At 60.7% G+C, this 20776-nt stretch carries 16 protein-coding genes; 11 read left to right on the top strand and 5 right to left on the bottom strand.

Annotation, left to right across the window (positions count from 1 at the left end; genetic code table 11):
- Positions 1-13 precede the first annotated feature (13 nt).
- The 11 genes from AACH87_RS20660 (at position 14) to fosX (ending at position 15218) form a co-directional block, all read left to right on the top strand.
- On the top strand, positions 14-2008 hold the full coding sequence (locus AACH87_RS20660) for an ATP-dependent helicase (protein WP_338796442.1): 1995 nt from the start codon (positions 14-16) through the stop codon (positions 2006-2008).
- Positions 2009-2097: 89 nt separating this feature from the next.
- Positions 2098-2451, top strand: coding sequence for a DUF4124 domain-containing protein (locus AACH87_RS20655; protein ID WP_338796441.1), 354 nt, complete (start codon positions 2098-2100; stop codon positions 2449-2451).
- 117 nt (positions 2452-2568) lie between these two features.
- Complete coding sequence (locus AACH87_RS20650) at positions 2569-3552, top strand: glycerophosphodiester phosphodiesterase family protein (protein WP_338796440.1); 984 nt, start codon at positions 2569-2571, stop codon at positions 3550-3552.
- A gap of 486 nt (positions 3553-4038) precedes the next feature.
- Entirely contained in the window at positions 4039-5664 is a 1626-nt protein-coding gene (locus AACH87_RS20645) for a methyl-accepting chemotaxis protein (protein WP_338796439.1), read from the top strand.
- A gap of 198 nt (positions 5665-5862) precedes the next feature.
- Positions 5863-7953 carry an alpha/beta hydrolase domain-containing protein gene (locus tag AACH87_RS20640; RefSeq protein WP_338796438.1) on the top strand — a complete coding sequence of 697 codons (2091 nt, stop codon included), beginning with the start codon at positions 5863-5865 and terminating at the stop codon, positions 7951-7953.
- A gap of 329 nt (positions 7954-8282) precedes the next feature.
- Positions 8283-9137 carry a DUF6216 family protein gene (locus AACH87_RS20635; protein WP_338796437.1) on the top strand — a complete coding sequence of 285 codons (855 nt, stop codon included), beginning with the start codon at positions 8283-8285 and terminating at the stop codon, positions 9135-9137.
- Between the two features lie 366 nt (positions 9138-9503).
- Positions 9504-10721 carry a hypothetical protein gene (locus tag AACH87_RS20630; RefSeq protein ID WP_338796436.1) on the top strand — a complete coding sequence of 406 codons (1218 nt, stop codon included), beginning with the start codon at positions 9504-9506 and terminating at the stop codon, positions 10719-10721.
- Complete coding sequence (locus AACH87_RS20625) at positions 10718-11164, top strand: three component ABC system middle component (protein ID WP_338796435.1); 447 nt, start codon at positions 10718-10720, stop codon at positions 11162-11164. The genes AACH87_RS20630 and AACH87_RS20625 overlap by 4 nt, the downstream gene beginning before the upstream one ends.
- Entirely contained in the window at positions 11161-13014 is a 1854-nt protein-coding gene (locus AACH87_RS20620) for a DUF3732 domain-containing protein (RefSeq protein WP_338796434.1), read from the top strand. The genes AACH87_RS20625 and AACH87_RS20620 overlap by 4 nt, the downstream gene beginning before the upstream one ends.
- 279 nt (positions 13015-13293) lie before the next feature.
- Positions 13294-14715, top strand: coding sequence for a DUF2130 domain-containing protein (locus AACH87_RS20615; RefSeq protein WP_338796433.1), 1422 nt, complete (start codon positions 13294-13296; stop codon positions 14713-14715).
- 86 nt (positions 14716-14801) lie between these two features.
- Positions 14802-15218, top strand: coding sequence for a FosX/FosE/FosI family fosfomycin resistance hydrolase (gene fosX / locus AACH87_RS20610; RefSeq protein ID WP_338796432.1), 417 nt, complete (start codon positions 14802-14804; stop codon positions 15216-15218).
- A gap of 157 nt (positions 15219-15375) precedes the next feature.
- Here the strand turns inward: fosX and AACH87_RS20605 are convergent, their stop codons facing one another.
- The 5 genes from AACH87_RS20605 to AACH87_RS20585 all read right to left on the bottom strand — a co-directional run bounded on the left by AACH87_RS20605 (position 15376) and on the right by AACH87_RS20585 (position 20730).
- Positions 15376-16254, bottom strand: a complete 879-nt coding sequence (locus AACH87_RS20605; RefSeq protein ID WP_338796431.1) for an alpha/beta hydrolase-fold protein — start codon at positions 16252-16254, stop codon at positions 15376-15378.
- Between the two features lie 239 nt (positions 16255-16493).
- Positions 16494-17399, bottom strand: a complete 906-nt coding sequence (rarD, locus tag AACH87_RS20600; protein ID WP_338796430.1) for an EamA family transporter RarD — start codon at positions 17397-17399, stop codon at positions 16494-16496.
- A gap of 362 nt (positions 17400-17761) precedes the next feature.
- Entirely contained in the window at positions 17762-18850 is a 1089-nt protein-coding gene (locus tag AACH87_RS20595; protein ID WP_338796429.1) for an MBL fold metallo-hydrolase, read from the bottom strand.
- A gap of 251 nt (positions 18851-19101) precedes the next feature.
- Positions 19102-19734, bottom strand: coding sequence for a flavin reductase family protein (locus AACH87_RS20590; protein WP_338796428.1), 633 nt, complete (start codon positions 19732-19734; stop codon positions 19102-19104).
- Positions 19735-19809: 75 nt separating this feature from the next.
- Positions 19810-20730, bottom strand: coding sequence for a LysR substrate-binding domain-containing protein (locus AACH87_RS20585; protein WP_338796427.1), 921 nt, complete (start codon positions 20728-20730; stop codon positions 19810-19812).
- Positions 20731-20776: the final 46 nt, after the last annotated feature.

Raw genomic sequence — 20776 nt, 5'->3', positions numbered from 1 at the left:
CTGAGGATTCCCGTTGGCGACCGTTCACCCGTACCAACCCAAACACATCACCCCCACTGACGAGCAGGTCGCCGTGCAGATGTCTGCCGAGCGCACGCTCATCATCGAGGCCAACGCCGGTGCCGCCAAAACCACCACGCTGGCGCTGCGCATGGCCCAGGCGTGGATGGGGGGCATGCCGCCCGAGCGCTGCCTGGCCCTGACCTACACCGACACCGCCTGCCAGGCCCTGCAGGCCGCGCTGCGCAAGATCGGGTTGCCCGCGCCAGTGGTGGCGCGCTTTCGCATTGCCAGCTTTGACGCCTTCTGCACCGCCATGCTGCAGGAGCCCTATGTGGCCCCCGTGGAGCAGCTCACCGACATCGAGGCCCTGCGCCCCTACGTGTGGGACGCCGTGCAGCGCGTGGAGGCCAGCGAACACGAGCGCTGGCCCGAAGAGCTGCAACTGCCCAGTGCGGGCGATGCCGGGTTTATCGAAGACTTTCTGGCCATGGCGCTGTGGCTCAAGGGCACGCTCAAGGACGATATGGAGCGCGAAGACCGCCCCGCATCGCCCGACTACGCGGGCGACCTGGGCGTGAGCTACACCCTGCTCAAGGTGTTTCGTGCGTATGAACGCATTCGCCGCCGCGAGCTGGCCGAGCAGCCGCTGTTTCGCGGCCCGTACGATGCCACCTACGACCTGGCCCGCCGCCTGCTGGAGGGCGACACCGCCGCCAGCCTGCCGCACTGGCCGCGCAATGTGCAGATGCTGCTGGTGGACGAGATGCACGACGTGAACGCGGCATCGTTCCGCGTGCTGCGCGAGCTGCTCGACTCCACCCTGTGCCAGTTCTGCGGCGTGGGCGACCGCGACCAAGTGATCTTCGGCGCGCACGGGGCTGATGCCGCCTACATGGGCGATGCGATTGCCACGCACACCAGCCGCCGCGTGGTGCGCCTGCCCCTCACCCCCAGCCACCGCTTTGGCCGCAAGCTGGCCGCCAAGGCCGGGCGGCTGGCAGGCAAGCCCTACGGCTCGCTGGCCGCGCATGAAACCGCCGTGCAACTGCTGGGCTACGAGGACGAGGCCCACTGCGTGGACCTGATCGCCCAGCAGGTGCAGCAGTGGCGCACCGCCACGCGCGGCAAGATGGCAGGCCTGGCCGTGCTGCTGCGCCATCCGGGCCAGTCCATCGCCATTGAAAACCGCCTGCTGGCCGACGGCGTGCCCTACACCGTGAGCGGCTTTGAAAGCTACCTGTTGCGCCCCGAGGTGCTGCTGGTGCGCGGCCTGCTGGCCGTGGCCACCGACAACTTCGACAGCGTGACCGAGCCGCGCACCCGCGAAAAGCTCATGCGTGCCCTGGTCTTCTTCTGCGGCGCACGCATTGTGGTCAAGGGGCGCGAGCACGAATCGCAGCACGAGCTGCTGGAAGACGCCATTCGCAGCGTGACGGACAACCCGCTGTTTCTGGAGAGCTTTTTCACGAACCAGATCGTGGCCAACGTGGAGCCCGCCATGCAGCGCCGCCTGCGCAACGCGCTGAAGGTGGCCCAGGAAGCCCAGGGCCCCGACACCCTGGCCCGCCTGCTGCAAGCCCTGCAGATCGAGACCGTGGTGCGCGAGGTGTTTGTCTCGCGCCAGCGCCGCGCCGACGCCCTGGCCAACCTGGTCGGGCTGAGCCAGGCCGCCCAGGCCTTTGCCAGCGCGCGCGACTACTTCTTGCACCTGAACGCGGCCGAGCAACGCCAGCGCGAGCTGCGCAGCACCGCTAGTCTGGTGCTGGCCCACATCGGCCACGTGAAGGGGCTGGAGTTTGAGCACGTGCTCATCCCGTACCTGGAGCAGGGCGCTTTCCCCGACCCCCAGGCCCCGCAGGAGCAGGAGCGCAACACGCTGTATGTGGGCATGACCCGTGCGCGCCAGCAGCTCACCCTGCTGGCCCACCAGCAGCGCCCTAGTGCGTTGGTGGCCCAGCTGGGTTACGCTGTGGCCCCGCCGCCGCAAGCGGCCAAAACGGCTTGATCCAGCGACCTGATTCCATGAGCTGATGGGTGGTGTGGTCAGATCGGCCTGCTGCCCTTCCCTCCACCAAATTCGCCTTCACACCGACCATGCGCCGTCCCTTGCAACGTGCCCTCTGGATACTGCTGGCCCTGCTGCTGGTGGCCGGTGCCGCGTGGTGGACGCACGACCACTGGGGCCGTTACGCCGCCGAGGCAGCCCCTTGGGCGCAGCGGGCCTGGGGCAAGCTCACGCGGCCGGGGCCTGACACATTGCCTGCTGACCGCAAGCCCCCCAGCCAGGCGGGCGGTCAGGGTGCACGCGGCGCGGCTTCAGCCCCCGTGGTGCCCACCCCCCGCAAATGCGTGCAGGACGGCCGCACCACCTACACCGACCAGCCCTGCCCACCCGGCAGCCAGGAGCAATTGCTGGATGGTGGCGCGGTGACTTCGCTGCCGCGATAGTCCTCGTTCTGCAAGCGGGCGCCCTGTCCTGAAGGTGTCAGCCCTGCGGCGCAATGTCACCACAATGTCATTGCGCGCTTCTACAGTCGCGCGTTTTTCCCACAACGGAATCACGCCATGAAAGCACTTTCTTCCTTTGCTGCAGTCTGCCTGTCTGCCCTTTTGCTGGTGGGCTGCGGTGGCAGCGACGACGCCCCCGCGCAACCCCAGGTGATTGCCCACCGCGGCGCCAGCGGCCACCTGCCCGAGCACACGCTGGGCGGCTACGAGCTGGCCATCCGCATGGGCGCGGACTACATCGAGCCCGACCTGCAGATCACCAAGGACGGTGTGCTGGTGGCCATGCACGACGACACGCTGGAGCGCACCACCAACATCGCCTCGCTGTTTGCCAAGCGCAATGGCGCCTACAAGGTGGCCGACTTCACGCTGGCCGAGATCAAGACCCTGACCGTGGTGCCCACCGGCACGGGCAAGACCAGCTACCCCGGCTTCACCCCCAGCGCAGCCACCCCTTTCACCGTGCCCACCTTTCAGGAAGTGGTGGACTTTGCCAAGAAGCAAAGCAGCACCGTGGGCCGCGAAGTGGGCATCTACCCCGAAGCCAAGCAGGCTGACCCGGTGATGGAGGACGGCATCCTCAAGACCCTGACGGCCAATGGCTACAACGCCTCCAGCAAGGTGTTCATCCAGTCGTTCAGCGATGCCACGCTGCGCAGCCTGCGCGCCAAGCAGGTCGCCCAGAACAACAAGATGCCGCAGATCCTGCTGGGCGTGGCCACCAAGGCCGCCGATGGCTCCCTGCGCATGGGCGTGGTGGGCGGCACCAGCGTGACCACCCTCACCCTGCAGGAGGTGGCCACCTTCAACGAAGGCGTGGGCGTGCTCATCAACAACACCACCTACCCCGTGACCAAGGAATTCATCGACCAGGCCCACGCCGCAGGCCTGAAGGTGCACGGCTGGACCTTTGCCCAGGCCGATGCCACCCTGGCAGCCACCGAGTTCCGCAAGTTCCTGGACATGGGCATGGACGGCATGTTTGCCAACTACCCCGATCTGGCCGTGACGGCCCGCAACGCCTACGTGCAGGGCAAGTAACACCCCCCAGCCACCCTGCTGGCAAAACGGGTGCGGCGGGCAAGGCGGGCGAGGGGGGCAACCTCCAACACGTCATCCCACAAAGGCAGCTTCGGCTGCCTTTGTTTTTGATGCTCTGCTTTTGATAGCTGCCTGCGCTTATTCATCAAGCGCTGGCAGCATTTTTTATGGTGGGAAGCCGCCACAGGGAGCACGCAATAAAGCAAAGAAAGCGAGGCAGATAACGCAATAAAAAACGTTGCACAAATGTCAAATAGAAATGTTTTGTTACTGATTTTGGTTAACAATCCGGCCTCTTGCGGTCTTTTATTGGTGTTAACCCTAGTGTTTGGTAACCCCCGCGTGCTTTGCAACCTGCGCCCTTGGTGCCCCGTTTGCATTCCGCGCTGGTGGTAGCCAACTGCTTGCAGGGGGCTCGCACATCAGGCCGCGCGCTGATTGCATTCCGTTCTTCACGCTGCACTGCCAGCCGACCTTGACCTTTCTATGCGACTGAAAACCAAACTGACATTGGCCCTGATCCTGATGTGGCTCGGGCTGTTCCTGCTGGGGGCCTGGGCGGCTTTCCATGCGCGCTCGCTGGTGACGGAAGAGCGCCAGGCCGCCGTGCGCCACATCGTGGACCTGGGCTACAGCCTGGTGGACTCGTACGCCGCCGAAGTGACCGCCGGGCGCATGGAACTGCCCGCCGCCAAAGAGCAGGCGCTGGCCCGCCTGTCCAAGCTCCGGTTTGATGGCGGCAAGAACTTCCTCTTCGTCATCGACTCCGCTCCGCTCATGCTGATGCACCCCACCGGCGGCAACCTCATTGGAACCAACGTGGGCGACCGCAAGGACCCCGATGGCGTGGCCTACTACCGCGAGCTGGCCGACATGGGCACCAAGAACGGGCAGGGCTTTGTCTCCTACCAGGCGGGCGTGACGCAGCCCGACGGCAAGGTCGAACGCATGCCCAAGATCACCTATGTGCGCTACAACAAGGCGTGGGACTGGCACATCATGGCGGGCGTGCTGGTGGGCGACATCCAGGCCGCCTTCTACAAAACCATCACCAGCCTGGCCATCATCGTGCTGCTGCTGGGTGCCATCATCCATGTGTCCATGCTGCTCATCATCCGCAGCGTGACGGGCAGCCTGGGCGGCGAGCCTGCAACCGCCAGCGAAGTGGCGGGCCGCATTGCCGAAGGCGACCTGACCGTGGTGGTGCCCACCGTGGGCAACAACACCCATAGCCTGATGCACGCCATGCACACCATGCAAAGCCGCCTGGCCCAGCTCATCGGCAACATCCGCAACGGCACGGAAGAAATCCGCCACGCTGCCGGCGAAATCGCCTCGGGCAACCTCGACCTCTCGGCCCGCACCGAATCGCAGGCTTCATCGCTGCAGCAAACCGCCGCCAGCATGGAGCAGCTGACCAGCACCGTGACCCAGAACGCCGACAACGCCCAGCGCGCGGGCGAGCTGGCCAACAACGCCGCCAGCATTGCCGAGCGCGGCGGCGCCGTGATGGGCAACGTGGTGGAGACCATGCGCGGCATTACCGACAGCTCCAACCGTATCTCCGAAATCATTGGCGTCATCGACTCCATCGCGTTCCAGACCAACATCCTCGCCCTCAACGCCGCGGTAGAGGCCGCCCGCGCGGGCGAGCAGGGCCGGGGCTTTGCCGTGGTGGCATCGGAAGTGCGCAGCCTGGCCGGGCGCAGCGCGCAGGCCGCCAAAGAGATCAAGAGCCTGATCGATGCCTCCGTCTCCAAGGTGCACGATGGCTCTGAGCTGGTAGACCGCGCAGGCACCACCATGACGGAAATCGTCAGCGCCGTGCAGCAGGTGCGCGTCATCATCGAAGAGATCACCGCCGCATCGCAAGAGCAGCGCGCAGGCATCCATCAGGTCAACCAGGCCGTGGCGCAGATCGACCAGGTCACCCAGGAAAACGCTGCGCTGGTCGAGGAATCTGCCGCCGTGGCCAACTCCCTCAACGACCAGGCCCGCCAGCTGGCCGAGCTGGTGGCTTTCTTCCGCGTGGCCGGTCTGGGCGGCGCTGCAGCGCAGCCTGCACGCGCCGCCAGCCAGGGCAGTACCGAGCCCACCTTGCGCCTGACCTGAGGCCTTGCACCCGTCCTGGCCGCCAGCCTTTCTCATCCCCACTGATGCCTCAGCGTCAGCCCGGCATCATCACTGGCGCAGGGCTGGCGCAGTGCACGCACAGGGCGGGTGAGGGCCGGGCGGCCTTCGGGTTTCACCCCGCTGCGCTTTGTCGCCGCGTCCCTATCCTTTGCCCACACCCCTTTCAGGAGTTGACCCATGCGCAGCCGCTTGCAGCCCGCCGCCCCTTGCCACCTTACGGCACCGCAGGCTTTGCCCGCCGTGCTTTCCCAGTCCAAGTCACAGCGCTCTGCGTGGTCACTGGGCACCAAGCTCGCAGGGTGGGCCGTAGCGGCAGCCTTCATGCCCAGCCTGGCGCAAGCCCAGGTCTCCCGGTTTGAAGTGCTGGCCACCGAGGCCCCCGCGCTGCAGGCCCGCAGTTTTGGCGACCGCGGCACCGCCACCAAAACCCTGGCCCGCGCCACGCTGGCGCTGGACCCTGCCGACCCCCGTAACGCTGTCATTGCCGACCTGGCCCTGGCCCCGCGCGATGCAGCAGGCCGCGTCACGGCCGTGGCCGATGTCGTCATCCTCCAGCCCCAGCGCCCCAACGGCACCCTGCTGGTAGAGGTGCCCAACCGGGGCCGCAAACTCATCGGCCCCGGCTTTGACAACGCCCCGCCCACCTATGGCCGCCTGGGCGAGGCCGCCGATGCAGGCACCGGCTTCCTGCTGGCACAGGGCTACACCCTGGCGTGGATCGGCTGGCAGGGCGACCTGCCGGCCAGCGGCGGCAAGGGCGCAGCGGCACTGGGCATCAACCTGCCCACGCTGCCCGGTGTGACCGGCCCCTCGCGGGATGAATGGGTCTTTACCCCCAAGCAGACCGAGGCCGAGCAAACCGTCAAGCTCGCCTACCCCGCCGCCAGCCGCGAGGGCGCACAGCTCACCGTGCGTGCCCGCCTGCAAGACCCCCGCAGCCAGCCTGCGGGCCTGGCCTTCCGGTTTGTGGACGACCAGACCATCGCCATCACCCGCCCTGCAGGGCAGCCTGCAGACGCCATCTACGAATTCACCTACACCGCGCGCGATGCCAAGCCCATGGGCATGGGGCTGGCGGCGCTGCGCGATGTGGCGCACTTTCTGCGGCACGACACCAGCGCCGCCAACCCGCTGGCTGCAGGCGGCAAGCCCACCATGCAGACCCTGCTGGGCACCGGCATCTCGCAATCTGGCCGCGTGCTGCGCGACTTTGTGTACCTGGGCCTGAACGAAAGCGCAGACCACCGCCCCGTGTACGACGGCCTGCTGCTGCAAATACCCGGCGCGCGCCGCAGCTACACCAACGCCCGCTTTGCCCAGCCCGCCCGCAACCCCGGCCCCAACAGCGACGACCTGTACCCCGTAGACCAGTTCCCCATGGCCTACGCCACCAGCACCGATGCACAAACCGGCCGCACCGACGGCCTGCTGCAGCGCTGCACAGCCACCAGCACCTGCCCACGCATCATGCAGGTCGATTCGGAATACGAAATGTGGGCATCGCACGGCAGCCATAGCGTGACCGACCCCCAGGCCCAACACCTGCCCCTGCCCGCCAACGTGCGCGCCTACCTGGTGGCAGGCACCCCGCACTTTGCCGCGTTTGATGCGGTCGCCAAGGCCGAGGCAGGCTGCCTGCTGCCCACATCGCCCATCTACGCAGGCCCGCTGATGCGCGCCCTGCTCACCCGCATGGACGCCTGGGTGCGCAGCGGCACCGAGCCACCGGCCAGCCAATACCCCAACGTGGCAGACGGCACCCTGGTGCCCGCCGACCACACCATCTTCCCCGGCCAATACCACGGCCTGCGTGCGCTACTGGGCTACCAGGGCTACGCCACCCCATCGTGGCGCACCGACAGCGCCAGCGGCCTGCCCACCGTGCTGGGCCAATACCCCGTGCTGGTGCCCCGCACCGACGCCGACGGCCTGGCCCTGGGCGCTGTGCGCCTGCCCGCCGTGGCCGTGCCCCGCGCCACCTACGTGGGCTGGAACGCCAAGACCACTGCGCCCATCGATCCACAAAACCCCTCCGGCATCTGCACCCAGCAAGGCGCCACCTTGCCCCTGGCCGCCACCCGCGCCGAACGCCTGGCCCGCAAAGACCCCCGCCCCTCCATCGCAGAGCGCTACCCCACGCCAGACCACTACATCGCCGCCGTGCGCGCCGCCACCTGGCGCCTGCAGCAACAGGGCCTGCTCCTGCCCGCCGACGCCGAGGCCGCCGTGCGCGAGGCCCAGGCAGGCACCCTGGCCCGCTTGCCTTGATGCGCTATTGAAAAGATAGCTGCTTGCGCTTGCTGGATGAGCGCAAGCACTGTTTTTGACCTCCATGGCCCGGTGCAGGCACTTTGGGGCTTGACCTACCAACTTTGGTAGTTGTGCAGAGCCCTCCCCCTGCATAGATTGGGGGAAACATCTGCATACAACTGACCTTTGGGAGCGCGCCCCTGCATGGCGACATTGATACCGGCCCTAGGTGCGTGCCTGCCGCGCATGACCCCTGGAGAAAAACGACTGGCTGAGCGACGGGAAGAACAAGCCCGCAGCGCCATTTACCTTTGCCTCACATGGCGCTTTGATCAGCCTGCCGCGTGATGGACTTCGCCACCATCACGCAGTTCGGCGGCGCACTGGCCGCTTTGGTGCCAGTGGTGCTCATCGCAGGCTTTGTCATCGTCATCTGGCGCACCGTGTCGCTGCATACCCTGCTGCGGCGCCTGTGGCTGCTGGTGCACGGCAGCGATGAAATTTCAGACCCAGCGATCCGTGCGTATGTGGATGAGCAAACCAACCTCATGTCCTTTCGCATGTTCTCTGGCGTGCAGGCGGCCAGCCTGGAAGAAGCGCACCAGTTGATTCAGTGGGCACAAATCAATCGCGTTGACCTGCGCCAAATTGCTGCTTGCGGGCGCTACTTTGACACCGGGCTGCGGCAGGTGCGCAAGCAAGACTTGCCCTCACGCCCCTATCTTTTTGCCCAGATTACGGTGTTTGCCGTGTCCCTTGTCGGTTCGCTGGCCTTAGCTTGGCTGATGCTGATTCCGCAGGTGCCGTTCACCCTCAAGTCGAGCGAGCGGACCTTTCTCGCAACAGAGTCCAGCGCACAGACCTTGTGGCCCCCTGTCGTCTTCAACAGAAACCCATTGAAAAAGAGCGACTGTGATCAGCCGCTGGCCGCGAATGCCGCACGTACCTCTTTCACGGAGGCCGAGGTGAAAACGTTGTGCGAGTTTTTACCAACGGACGAGTGGCCGCCGCACCTAGCAAGCAAGCTGAAAGAACAGCGCTGGTCTCTGTTTGTCTGCCTGCTGTTCCTTCTGGCGCTGCTTGCTCGCGCGGTTGTGGTTTTGAACAAGGTCGTCAGCGCCAAGGATTTGCTCGCTCGTGGATTGCCATCAACCTTGCCGGGGGCGCAGGCCGAGCTGGATTTCTATGGTGGAAAAGACTGACATGACGCACTTCGACAGGTCAAAACGGAGGCGGGTTGGTATGACCGCGCTAAGTGGTGAAGCGGTGCGCTGCGCTCGCACCTTGGCGCAACACAAGTTACCGGTAGAGAACGGCATCAGCCCGGCCACTTTGACCCCACCAGCAACAAGATCAAGGTGATGACAATGAAGGTCAGCAAAGGCCTGGAGTTCCCTGTGGTGGCGCTACCCGGCACGGGCATGGGGCACTACCTGTGGCGGGGAGGACGAGAAGCAGGCGGCGCGAGTGTTGTATGGGGCGGCTACGCAGCGGTTGGTGACGGGGGTGGGGATGGTTTCTTCACCAAGATAACTCTGTCAAGTCAAGTAAATCACTTGAGATAAAAAATGAATAGAACTTTTACAGACAAAACAAATGCTATAGACAAAAGCATCGGTTTTGACTTTCAATTTTTTTACTTCTTGGATGCCATTCTTAATATGAAAGTCGGTGAATCGGTTGGCATTGAGGTAAAGGATGATGTCCACACCGAATTAAATTCGGACAAGCAGATTCTTATTCAGCTGAAACACACCACGCAAAAAGCGGCCAATGGATTTCCGATTGCGCTTAGCGAGCTTGACATAGACCTTTGGAAAACCATCTCCAATTGGGCAAAGGTTATTTGCGATGCATCAGATGGAAGAAAAGATATTGATAAGCAAATTGAATTTGTGAAAAAAACCACTTTCTTATTGGCAAGCAATAAGTCAGAAAATGGTGGAAATTCATTTATAAATACACTAAACGCTTATCATTTTGATAGCAGTAAGTATGTAAGCGTAGTGGAAAAGCTTACTTTCTTTGAGTCAAAGACTGACAATCAAACAATTAAAGGTTATCTAAATAGCATCCGATCCTTAAACGAGGAAGTATTAAAAATATTCCTTCTGCATATTAAATTTGAGCTAAACGAAGATGACATCATTGGCAGGGTAAAGAAATCTATCCTCAACAAGGTGATTGCAGCGCACAGAGTGGATGAGGTATTTGCAAAATTACACTCCAATCTACATAAAGACAACTATCTAGCCACCAAGGCGGGGTGTGCAATAACAATCTCGTTCCAAGATTTCATCACCAAATATTCGAAAATTTTTGATGATACGCGTGCAACAAAACTAGTGCGACACAAATTTTCTTTTGTACCTCCTGCAAACCTCACCGATCAGACCTTCATCCGACAACTATTAGAAATTGGTGATTTCGCGGACAAAGACACTGATGCCATTATTAGATACACGACCGAAAAAGTGATGTTGGAGAATCACTTGACCAAGTGGGTCGCAGATGGGTTATTGACTGCGGACGATGTCGATCACATGTACGACGAAACCCAATCCATCTGGTATAGCCGATTTAGACAGGCTTATCGATTTGCTGACGCAATGAGTGCAGATGAAAAAAAGACCCAGGCACTCGCAATGATTGATGAATTGCGACGTAGCGCCTTATCAGTCGACATGAATCCCTTAGAAACTAGGCTGAGCAATGGTGTTTTTTATTATTTATCTGACCTACCTACCATTGGATGGGATCATGAGTGGGAGAGTAAATTCAAATGAATTTTGACCACTTTAATAATATAGGATTAGCTGCGATTGCCATTTCCGAAACACTAGCAAAAGCAACCAATGGCATGACGTTATCAAAAGTGCCGCTCATTTTTCCGACGGTTATGCATCGGCAAACACTAAGTTATCTTTCACGAAAAAATATAAATATTTCAGGTTTTACATCGCTGTTCATTGAGCATCCTGAATTTTTTACAAACTTTTGGCGTCGATATGAGGTATCACTCGCAACGTCCTTCAATGCAATACTTCTTTTAAACGAAATCGGAGTGACTCATTTAGAGGGTAGGACACTTTCTTTTATTCGACCCATCACTGCTATTGACTCCATGGGTGCCCGTGCGCAAAAAATCAGTAGAGCGGCATCGAACGTTGAGCGAATGCTCGAATCTTCACCGGAAGAACTTTACCTAAATCTGCGAATTAAATTATGAGATTCAGTATTGATAGCATATGTCTCTGGCTTAAAAATGGGCGCCGGAGAACAATCGAATTTCTTCCAGGGAAAATCAATATCGTTACAGGAAAAAGCGGAACAGGAAAAACTGCAATCTTAGATATATTTGATTATTGTTTGGCTTCGAGTAAGCATACAATATCCGAAAGTATTATCAATGAATCTGTGGCGTGGTATGGCGTTCGGTTTCATATTGGCAATAAGCACATAACAATATGTAGGCGAAGCCCAATCGGTAGCGTGGTTTCGGATGAATATTTTCTGTCCACAATCGGCGAGCTTCCGGATAAGCCATCGAAAAATACAAATGAAACGGCTGTAAAAAAACTTCTTCAAATTGAATTTGGCATTGACGATCGGATAAATACTCCATATGGAGGCCAAAGCATTAGAGCTGGCTCTCAATTATCTTTTCGGTTTTTCCTGCTGTTCTGCAGCTTGTCTGAAGACATCATTACAAGCAGTACTGTTTTTTTTGATAAGCAGTCACAAGACCGATATCGCGAGGCATTGCCCCGAGTATTTGACTTGGCAATGGGTATAGACGATGCGCCCAATATTTTGGCGCGCGAGAGACGGGCAGCACTTGAGATACAACTACAGAAGCTTCAGAAGCGATTGCGTACTAGATTTGAGAATGCAAGCAAGTCGGCTCCGGAATTGGAAAAGCTAGCAACTCGCGCAGCAGCTTTGGGCTTGGCCGTGGAAGCTGATACGAGTGACCCAGTCAGAGCACTTTCCTCGGCAATCCAGGAAGAAATACTCAGCAAAGATAAGCCGACTTCTTGGAGAGGAAAATATCAGGAAATTAGTGCTGCCATATACGAAATTGATAGAAAAATACGGAACCTTGATCGATTTAAGAGTGAGTACGCTAGTTACAAGAAAACCTTATCCGAGACTGAAGATAGTCTACGGCCTATCGATGTCCTTGCGGAAAGCGAACCATCACTAATTCGGTCATCTGCCTTCTCATCGCTTTTAGAGGCTTTACGCGATGACTTTAGCCGCTTAAAAATTGCCATTCGCAACCGAAATCCTGTTGATATTCAAATTGCCGAAATACGAAGAGGTTATGAGGCTGAAAGGCTTCGACTTAGGACTGAACTTCAGGCCCTACCAATAGATCAGGAAGCATTTAAATCCGATCGCGAAAGATGGATGTTCATCGGTGAGGCAAAGGGAAAATTAGAAGTATTTGGCAATACACCAAAAGTAGCTGACATTGACTTAGAGGGTGAAATTAGGCGAATTGAAGAGGAGCTTGAAAAAATTAGAGTAACTGACGTGGAGGAGAGGCGTGACTTAGCGATTCGAAATATTGAGCAAAATGCTCAACGTCTACTTAATCAAGTCAGTTCCTCTCTAGAGAATTATGCAAACTATGAGGCTATTTTTAGCTACTCCGATAAGAGATTGCGACTAAGAAAGCCGGCATCAATGCATATTGAAAATGTTGGCAGTAGTTCAAACCACATGTTTCTTCACTTAATAAATATGCTTGCTTTGCAAGAGCTTGCCATTAGCAATCAATCTGCGTTCGTTCCACCCTTAATAATTATTGATCAGCCTAGTCGCCCCTACTATGGTGATGAATCTATTCAGGAGCAAGAACTTAGTAGTAGTGACACTTCCAAAATCACGTCAGCAATGAAGATGTTGAATGATTTTGTGGCTCGCATGATTAATAATTATTCAAGTGAATTTCAGATGATTATTTTTGAACATATTCCACCCTCGATTTGGAAAGGATTGGACTACGTTCATCTGGTAGAAATATTCAGAGATGGAAATGCCCTTATTCCCAGCGATGGGGCTTCGGAATAAGACGCTCTTCCAAGGCATTTTTAAGCTGTTACGCGATACAAAATCATGCTGCCTCATGTATTCGGGTAGCAGCCCATACGCTAGTCGGAGTTTGATGCTTCTAGCGCCACATCTGCGGTGATTTTGTTTGTCACTCACTTGCCACCCCACCCATCTATTACAACTTTTATCGGACTTTCCGGCTTGCCCGCTATCCTGCGTTGGCTCATTTGTGGTCACCCGCCCTCTCATAACGACCGATATGCTCAGGCCCGTACCAGTCCAAACAACATCACCCCCATGCACGAAATCATCTGCCCCCACTGCAGCAAAGCCTTCAAAATCGACGAAGCGGGGTATGCCGACATCCTCAAGCAGGTGCGTGATGGCGAGTTTGAGCAGCAGTTGCACGAGCGTCTTGAACTGGCCGAGCGGGAAAAGCGCGACGCGATTGCCCTGGCCAAGGCCGAGGTGACCAATGCGCTGCAAAAGGCTGCGGCAGCTAAAGACACGGAGATTCAGGCGCTGAAAGCCCAGCTGGACGCGGGGGAGGTGGAGCGCAAGCTGGCCGTTACAGAAGCCTTGGGCGCGGTGAGCAAGGAGCGCGATGCGCTGGCCAACGAGCTGGCCCAAGCGCGCAGCGCGCAGCAGGCCGCAGCCCAGTTGGCCGAGGCCAAGTTGGCCCATGCGCTGCAGGCCGAGGCCGCTAAAAAGGACGCCGAGATTCAGGCGCTGCAAGCCAAGCTGGCGGCCAGCGATGTGGCGCGCCAGTTGGCGGTGACGGAGGCGGTGAACCAGGCCGTGGGCGTGGTCGCCCAGGAGCGCGATGCCTTGAAACATGACCTGAGCCTCATCACCGTCAAAAACCAGCTGGAAGAGAAAGCCATCAAGGAGCAATTCGCCTTGCAGCTGCGCGACCGCGAAAACGAGATTGAGCGCCTGCGCGACATGAAGGCCCGACTATCGACCAAGATGGTGGGAGAGACGCTGGAGCAGCACTGCGAGATTGAGTTCAACCGCATCCGTGCGGCGGCGTTTCAGCGTGCGCACTTTGACAAGGACAACGACGCGCGCACCGGCAGCAAGGGCGACTACATCTTTCGTGAGGCGGATGAGCACGGCACCGAGATCGTTTCCATCATGTTTGAGATGAAGAACGAGAGCGATGAGACGGCCACCAAAAAGAAGAACGAAGACTTCTTGAAAGAGCTGGACAAGGACCGCACCGAGAAGGCGTGCGAGTACGCGGTGCTGGTGTCCCTGCTGGAGCCGGAGAGTGAGCTGTACAACAGCGGCATCGTCGATGTGTCGCACCGCTACCCCAAGATGTATGTGGTGCGGCCGCAGTTCTTTGTGCCGCTGATCACGCTGCTGCGCAATGCCGCGTTGAACTCGCTGAAGTACAAGTCCGAGCTGGCAATGGTGCGTTCGCAGAACCTGGACATCACCAAGTTTGAGACGCAGCTCGACGAGTTCAAAACGGCGTTTGGCCGCAACTGGCGCCTGGCGTCAGACGGGTTTGAGGAGGCCGTCAAGCGCATTGACGAGGCCATCAAGGACCTGGAGAAGACCAAGGAAGCGCTGCACAAGTCAGCGAACAATTTGCGCTTGGCCAACGACAAGGCCGAGGACCTGACGATCAAGAAGCTCACGCGCGGCAACCCGACGATGGCGGCCAAGTTCGCGGAGCTGAAGCAGGTGGAGATTTCGGACGGTGAGTGATGCTCGCCCATGGTTACGGGCGGTGTATCCGGTCGCTGAAGCCATAGCTGGCCGATATTCAGTGACCCGCACATAGACTTACCAGCATGTTCTCCTCGCCCATCCTCGGCTTCAGCCACCTCACCTTCATCGTCCGCGATGTAGACCGCACTGCCCGCCTGTTCTGCGAAGGCTTGGGCGCGCAAGAGGTGTACGACAGCCAGGGCCGCAACTTCTCCCTCTCGCGCGAAAAGTTTGTGCTGCTGGGTGGGCTGTGGCTGGCGTTCATGGAGGGCGAGCCACCGGCACAGCGCAGCTACCGCCATGTTGCCTTTGCTGTGGCTGACGAGGATTTGCCCGCTTGTGAGGCGCGGCTGCGGGCGCTGGGGGCCGAGGTGAAGCCGCCCCGCCCACGGGTGGAGGGCGAGGGGCAGTCGCTGTACTTTTACGACTTTGACAACCACCTGTTTGAGCTGCACACCGGCACGCTGGCGCAGCGGCTGGCGCGGTATGCACAGGGGTAGGGAGCGGCAGCTCGGGCTGCGGGGGTTGGGCCTGTTGCTGGCTTGGCTGTCAGGTGTGTGGCGATATTCGCCGCATTTGGTGCGGTGAATATCGCCGCAGTCCGGCCCATCTACCGCTTACAGGCAAGCTGGGCACTGCCTTCGTCGAAACCAGCGCTTACCTGGCCGTGACTTGCGGGCGGCTGACGGTGCTGAACACGTACTTCAGGCTGTCGCCCAGCGTGGTCTCCCACACCATCCACTCGTGCTTGCCGTTGACGATGCGCAGCTCGGCGGGCTGCTTGGCCTTGCGCAGTTGGGCGTAAAGAATCGCGGCTTCCGATTCGATGGCGAATTCGTCGTCGTCGCCAGAGTTGATGTACATGGGCACCTTGATACCTTTGGCCAGGAAGGCGTCCATCAACGGTGGGTAGTTGTACTGCTGCCATACGGTCTTACTGTAGGCCCCGTTGGTGTTGGGCTCTGCAAAGACTTTGACGCTGCGCGCCGACGAGTCTGCCGGGGGCTCGGTGCTGTAGATGGCGGGGGACAGCAGGGCCGCGGCCTGGAATTTCTCGGGGTACTTCAGCACGAAGCGCAGCGCGCCGTAGCCGCCCATGGACAAGCCTCCAATCACCCGGCCTTCGCGGGTGTTGATGGTGCGGTAGGTCTTTTCTACGTGGGGCATCAGGTCGTTGAGGAAGGCGGTCTCCATCTTCTCCTTCAGGTCCACGTACCAGTTGGTGTTGGCGTCGGGCATCACGTAGATGGCGGGGGGAATCTCGCCGTTCTCCACCAGGGTGTCCACGGTCTTTTGCATCTTGCCCTTCACCACCCAGTCGTTGCGCACGCCCCCGTTGCCGTGCAGCAGGTACATGAGGGGGTAGCGCACGTTGGGGTGCTCTGCGTACCCGGTGGGCAGGTACACGTTGTAGGTGAGCGCGCGGCCCAGTGCGGGGCTTTGTACTTCGGCAGACAGCACTTCACTGGCTTGGGTGTTGCTCGCCAGGGCGCCCAATGCCAGGGCTGCTGCGGGGATGAGTTGGGTGATGCGCAAGATAGGGTCTCCAGAGTTTGATCGCCGGAAAATTATGCGAAGTGCTCGCCAAAACACCATCTTTATTTGCGCATGGGCGTGGCCGTGGGTTGAGGGGGCGCGCTGTGCTCAAAGCAAGCGCCAGCGCGCCGCCGCCATGTGCTGTGCCCGCCGTGCGGGCAGTTGGTAGCTGAACGCTTGCACTACCGCTGCGAATGCCCTGCAGCCAGAGTTGGCGGGGCTTGGAGCCCGCCAGTGGTTTACGCAGTTTCGGCGGCCAACTTCTTGCCAGCGGCGGCGCGCCGCCCCGTCCACAGCCCTTCGGCCGAGTACAGCACCAGCGCCGTCCAGATGAACGCGAAGCCCACGGCGCGGGGGCCGACGAAGGGTTCGTTGTAGAGGAAGACGCCCATCAGCGCCAGGATGGAGGGCGTGATGTATTGCAGGAAGCCCATGGTGGACATGGGAATGCGCCGCGCGCCTGCTGCAAACAGCAGCAGCGGAATGGCGGTGACGGGGCCGCTCAGGATGAAGAACAGCCAGGTGTGCGCATCGTGTGCGGGCCAACTGCTGCCAGGGCCGGTGGGGCCGCCCCACAGCAGGGCCACCATGGCCAGCGGGGCGAGCAGCAGGGTCTCCAGCGACATGCCTTCCAGCGCGCCCAGCGTGGCTGTCTTGCGCATCAGCCCGTAGAAGCCGAAGGTCAGCGCAATCAACAGCGCCAGCCATGGCACGCGGCCTGATTGCACCGCCATCCACAGCACACCTGTGGCGGCCAGGGCAAAGGCGGCCCACTGGGCCTTGCGGGGCCGCTCGTGCAAGAAGATGAAGCCCAGCGCCACGTTGATGAGGGGCAGGATGAAGTAGCCCAGGCTGGCGTCCAGCACATGCCCGTTGTTCACCGCCCAGATGTAGCTGAGCCAGTTGCCCGCCAGCAGCAGGGCCGACACGGCAAACTTGCCCAGCAGCACGGGGCTGCGCCGCACATCGCCCAGCCAGGCAAACCGCCGCAACACCGCCAGCACGATGAGCACAAAGGCCAGCGACCACACCATGCGGTGCAGCACCACTTCCAGCGCGCTGGCAGCTTGCAGTTGCTTGAAGAACAGGGGGAACATTCCCCACAGGACATAGGCCGACAGGCCGTACAGGATGCCGCTGGACATGGTGATAGACAGGCGTGTAGACAGCTAGTAAAGAGGTCGAAATCTTCGTCAGGCTAGGCGCAAACCACAGCGATAGCCGTCGCTATCGCGAGGATTTGCAACGCAGCATGGCGGAGATTCTCGACGTCTTTATGAAACGAACTTCTCATTCGGGACACTAGGGGTGGCTGAAGAATCGTGGCGACCGGGGGGAAGGGCGCGCACCGGGGTGGTGCGCGAGAGGTTTCCTGTGACGGTAACACGAATGCACCAAAGCCTGCAGACCGTGCTGCAGGTGCTTTGGTGTGCTCACGTTTTGATAGCTGCCTGCGCTTTGTCCATAAGCGCTAGGGGCCCCTAGGGCCGGGGTCAGCCGCTGGCGCTTACTTGCCGCTTTGCCATGCCACCTGGGTGGCCTGGGCGCACTCGTTCATCACGGTCAGCGCGCGCTGCGTGGTGTCTGCGCCGATGACGAAGGGGTTGGCCTTGAGCCGCTTGCCTTGCTGCTGGGCCTGCTGCATGAGAGCCAGCTTTTCTACGGCCTGGTCAAAGCCGTTGTGGTTGGAGATGAACACATCCACGTTTTGCGCGCGGGCCAGGGTGCGTACGCGGGCCGTGGCATCGATGTAGGCCTGCAGCCGTTCCATGCGGTTGGGCTGGCGGCCAAAGTTGAAGGATGTGCCGCCCCACAGCAGCGTGCGGTGCACCTGCTGGCCCTGTTTGGCGCTGAACAGCAGCGACACGGTGCCCATGGTGTGGCCGGGGGTCATCACGATGTCGATGGCGGTGTCGCCCAGGCGCAGGCGGTCGCCGTCTTTCAGGGCCAGGTCGGTAGCGGGGTTGCGCACGGGTGGGCGGCCCCAGTCGGGGCGGTCAAACTCCAGCTTGGTGGCGGTCATGTCCCAGTCGGGCGCACCCATGTGCACGGCGGGCGCGTAGCGGCGGCGCAGGTAGCCCACGCCACCGTAGTGGTCGCCATGGCCGTGGGTGACGATCACCATCTTGATCTGCGCCGGGTCCAGGCCCAGCTTGCGCATGCCCGCGTCGATGATGTGCTCGGCCTCGTCGTCGTTGTCCATCGCATCCACCAGGATCAGGCCCTGGCTGGTGGCAATGACCCAGGCGCTCACCCACTTGTTGCCCACGAAGTACAGGTTGTCAAACGCCTGGCCGGGTGGTGGGGCGGGCAGGCGCATGAGCTGGTCGCGCGGCATGGCGTTGGGGTCGGCCATGGCGGGGTCGACCACCTCGCCCAGGCGCAGGTAGGCCAGCAGGTCGGTGCCCGCGGCCTTTTTGGCAGCGGCCAGATGGCTTTGCACGCCGGGCAACTGCGCTGCAGCGGGGCTGATGCCACCGGCCACCATGGCGCAGCAGGCACAGCCCATGGCCAGCATGCGGCGGCGGCCGGGGTTCATGCCTTCAGGGGCGGCTGCAGTAGTGGGGGCTCCCTCCAGAAATCGGAACAGCTTCATGGGCAAGTTTCTCCAGTCATCACGGTTGTGTGGATGTACCACCTGTGCCTGCAAACGGCAGGCAGATGGTTATATGAAATACCGAATGCTGGAGTGCCCCTGACTGGCAAAGTTCCGCATGCGCGCGGGTGCAGGGGTTGCCCCACCCCGGCGAGGGAATCTGGGTCTAATGACTTGGTGCTATGTATTTGATAGCTTACTGCGCTTGTCTGGTGAGCGCTATGTGGCATTTTGGTTGTGTACGCCGCAGTTCAGACCTTGACCGAAGCCCCCGTGGCATAGAACTGCCCGCCCGCCACGTAGTGCAAGGTGCGCAGGCTGTCGGGGGCGGAATCAAATTCCCAGTGTCCGTTGCGGAACACGCGGTCGTCTGCCCAGGCGGCCACCACTTCGCCAATGAACAGGTCATAGGTCTGCTGGTTGTGCGGCTCGGGGATCACCCGGCACACCAGCCAGGCAGCGCAGCCTTGCACCAGGGGTGGGGCGTTGTCGGCGGCGATGTTCGGCAGCGCAGGTGCGTCAAACAGCGGCACGGCGTGGCGCTGCAGTTTGTCGGGGTGGGTGTGGGCGCTGTCGGTGCCCACGGCTTCGGTCAGCGCGGCCATGGGCACGGTGGGCAGCTGCAGGGCAAAGTGGCCGCTGGCCTCCACCAGTTCGCGGGTGCGGGTGGCCTTGTCGAGCACCACAGTCACCTTGGGCGGGGCAAAGTCCAGCGCGCAGGCCCAGGCAGCGGCCATCACATTGCGCTGGCCCGCGTGCGTGGCCGACACCAGCACCGTGGGCCCGTGATTGAGCAGGCGGTAGGCTTTGTCCAGCGGCACGGGGGCGATGTGTGCAGGCAGTGGAGTGGCAGGTGGGGATACAGGGGCGGCGGTGGATGGCATGCGTTCTCCGTCAGCGGTGATGTGATGGGGGTGTAAGTGGCAAGGGGCTAGTCGGTCAGGTCGGTAGAGCTGTGCTCAAGACGGGACAGAAGGAGCAGAGGGATCGGGCTGCCCGGTCTGCCCTGTCTGTACCCGAAGCCAGTCCAGAAAAGCTGCGACCGGTTTGCGCACGGCGTGCCGGGCGGGGTAGACGACAAAGTGTGCCTGCACCGCAATGCCCGACTCCATGCCAAACAGCGGCACCAGCTTGCGGTCGGCCAGGTGCTGCGCGGCAATGGTGGCGCTCTCCAGCGCCACGCCCAGGCCTTGGGTGGCGGCGTCCAGGGCCATCTGGGCGCGGTCAAAGCGCACGGCAAAGCGCTCGGGCGCACGCTGGGTGGTAAAGGCGGCAAACCAGTCAGACCATTGCACCACGCTCACTGCGCTCTGAATCAGCGGTACATCCAGCAATTGCTCGGGCTCCTTGAGCTTGTGGCGGCGGATGAAGGCGCGGCTGGCCAGGGGCAGCACTTGCTCGGTGAACAGAGGGTGCACCTCCAGGTGAGGCCACTGGGGCACGCCGTAGCGTATGTCGATGTCTGCCTGGCCCAGGCCGAAGTCGCTGGGGGTGTGGGCGGCAGACAGATACAGCGATATGTCGGGGTGGTGCGATGCAAAGTCCGCCAGCCGGGGCATGAGCCACAGGCTGGCAATGCTGGGCGATGAGTGCAGGTACAGGCTGTTGCTCACGCCGTGGCGCAGGTCGTTGGTGGCGCTGCCAATGGCCTCCAGCGCGCCGCCCACGCGCGAGAGGTAGCGCGCCCCGGCTGCACTCAGCGTCACGCCGTGGGCGCTGCGCTCAAACAGGCGCACGCCCAGGTGGTCTTCCAGCCGCGCCACCTGGTGGCTGATGGCCGAGGCGGTCAGATGCAGCTCTGCAGCCGCCAGCGCAAAGCTCTTTCTGCGGGCCACACATTCAAAGGCTTGCAGGCAGGCCACGGGAGGAAGGGATGCCATCGCGCGCAGGGTTTAAGTTGAAGGTTCTTCATCTTAAGCTGACGCA

Origin of the sequence: Acidovorax sp. DW039 (genome assembly GCF_037101375.1) — a bacterium.
Classification (GTDB): domain Bacteria; phylum Pseudomonadota; class Gammaproteobacteria; order Burkholderiales; family Burkholderiaceae_C; genus Acidovorax.
Note: the sequence above shows the minus strand (reverse complement) of the source record. Positions and strands in the feature narration are given on the sequence as shown.

Coding starts and splice junctions, on each gene's coding strand:
- AACH87_RS20585 (WP_338796427.1), bottom strand. CDS start 20,730: ATGGCATCCCTTCCTCCCGTGGCCTGCCTGCAAGCCTTTGAATGTGTG.
- AACH87_RS20650 (WP_338796440.1), top strand. CDS start 2,569: ATGAAAGCACTTTCTTCCTTTGCTGCAGTCTGCCTGTCTGCCCTTTTG.
- AACH87_RS20590 (WP_338796428.1), bottom strand. CDS start 19,734: ATGCCATCCACCGCCGCCCCTGTATCCCCACCTGCCACTCCACTGCCT.
- AACH87_RS20630 (WP_338796436.1), top strand. CDS start 9,504: ATGAATAGAACTTTTACAGACAAAACAAATGCTATAGACAAAAGCATC.
- AACH87_RS20615 (WP_338796433.1), top strand. CDS start 13,294: ATGCACGAAATCATCTGCCCCCACTGCAGCAAAGCCTTCAAAATCGAC.
- AACH87_RS20595 (WP_338796429.1), bottom strand. CDS start 18,850: ATGAAGCTGTTCCGATTTCTGGAGGGAGCCCCCACTACTGCAGCCGCC.
- AACH87_RS20645 (WP_338796439.1), top strand. CDS start 4,039: ATGCGACTGAAAACCAAACTGACATTGGCCCTGATCCTGATGTGGCTC.
- AACH87_RS20620 (WP_338796434.1), top strand. CDS start 11,161: ATGAGATTCAGTATTGATAGCATATGTCTCTGGCTTAAAAATGGGCGC.
- AACH87_RS20635 (WP_338796437.1), top strand. CDS start 8,283: ATGGACTTCGCCACCATCACGCAGTTCGGCGGCGCACTGGCCGCTTTG.
- rarD (WP_338796430.1), bottom strand. CDS start 17,399: ATGTCCAGCGGCATCCTGTACGGCCTGTCGGCCTATGTCCTGTGGGGA.
- AACH87_RS20625 (WP_338796435.1), top strand. CDS start 10,718: ATGAATTTTGACCACTTTAATAATATAGGATTAGCTGCGATTGCCATT.
- AACH87_RS20640 (WP_338796438.1), top strand. CDS start 5,863: ATGCGCAGCCGCTTGCAGCCCGCCGCCCCTTGCCACCTTACGGCACCG.
- fosX (WP_338796432.1), top strand. CDS start 14,802: ATGTTCTCCTCGCCCATCCTCGGCTTCAGCCACCTCACCTTCATCGTC.
- AACH87_RS20655 (WP_338796441.1), top strand. CDS start 2,098: ATGCGCCGTCCCTTGCAACGTGCCCTCTGGATACTGCTGGCCCTGCTG.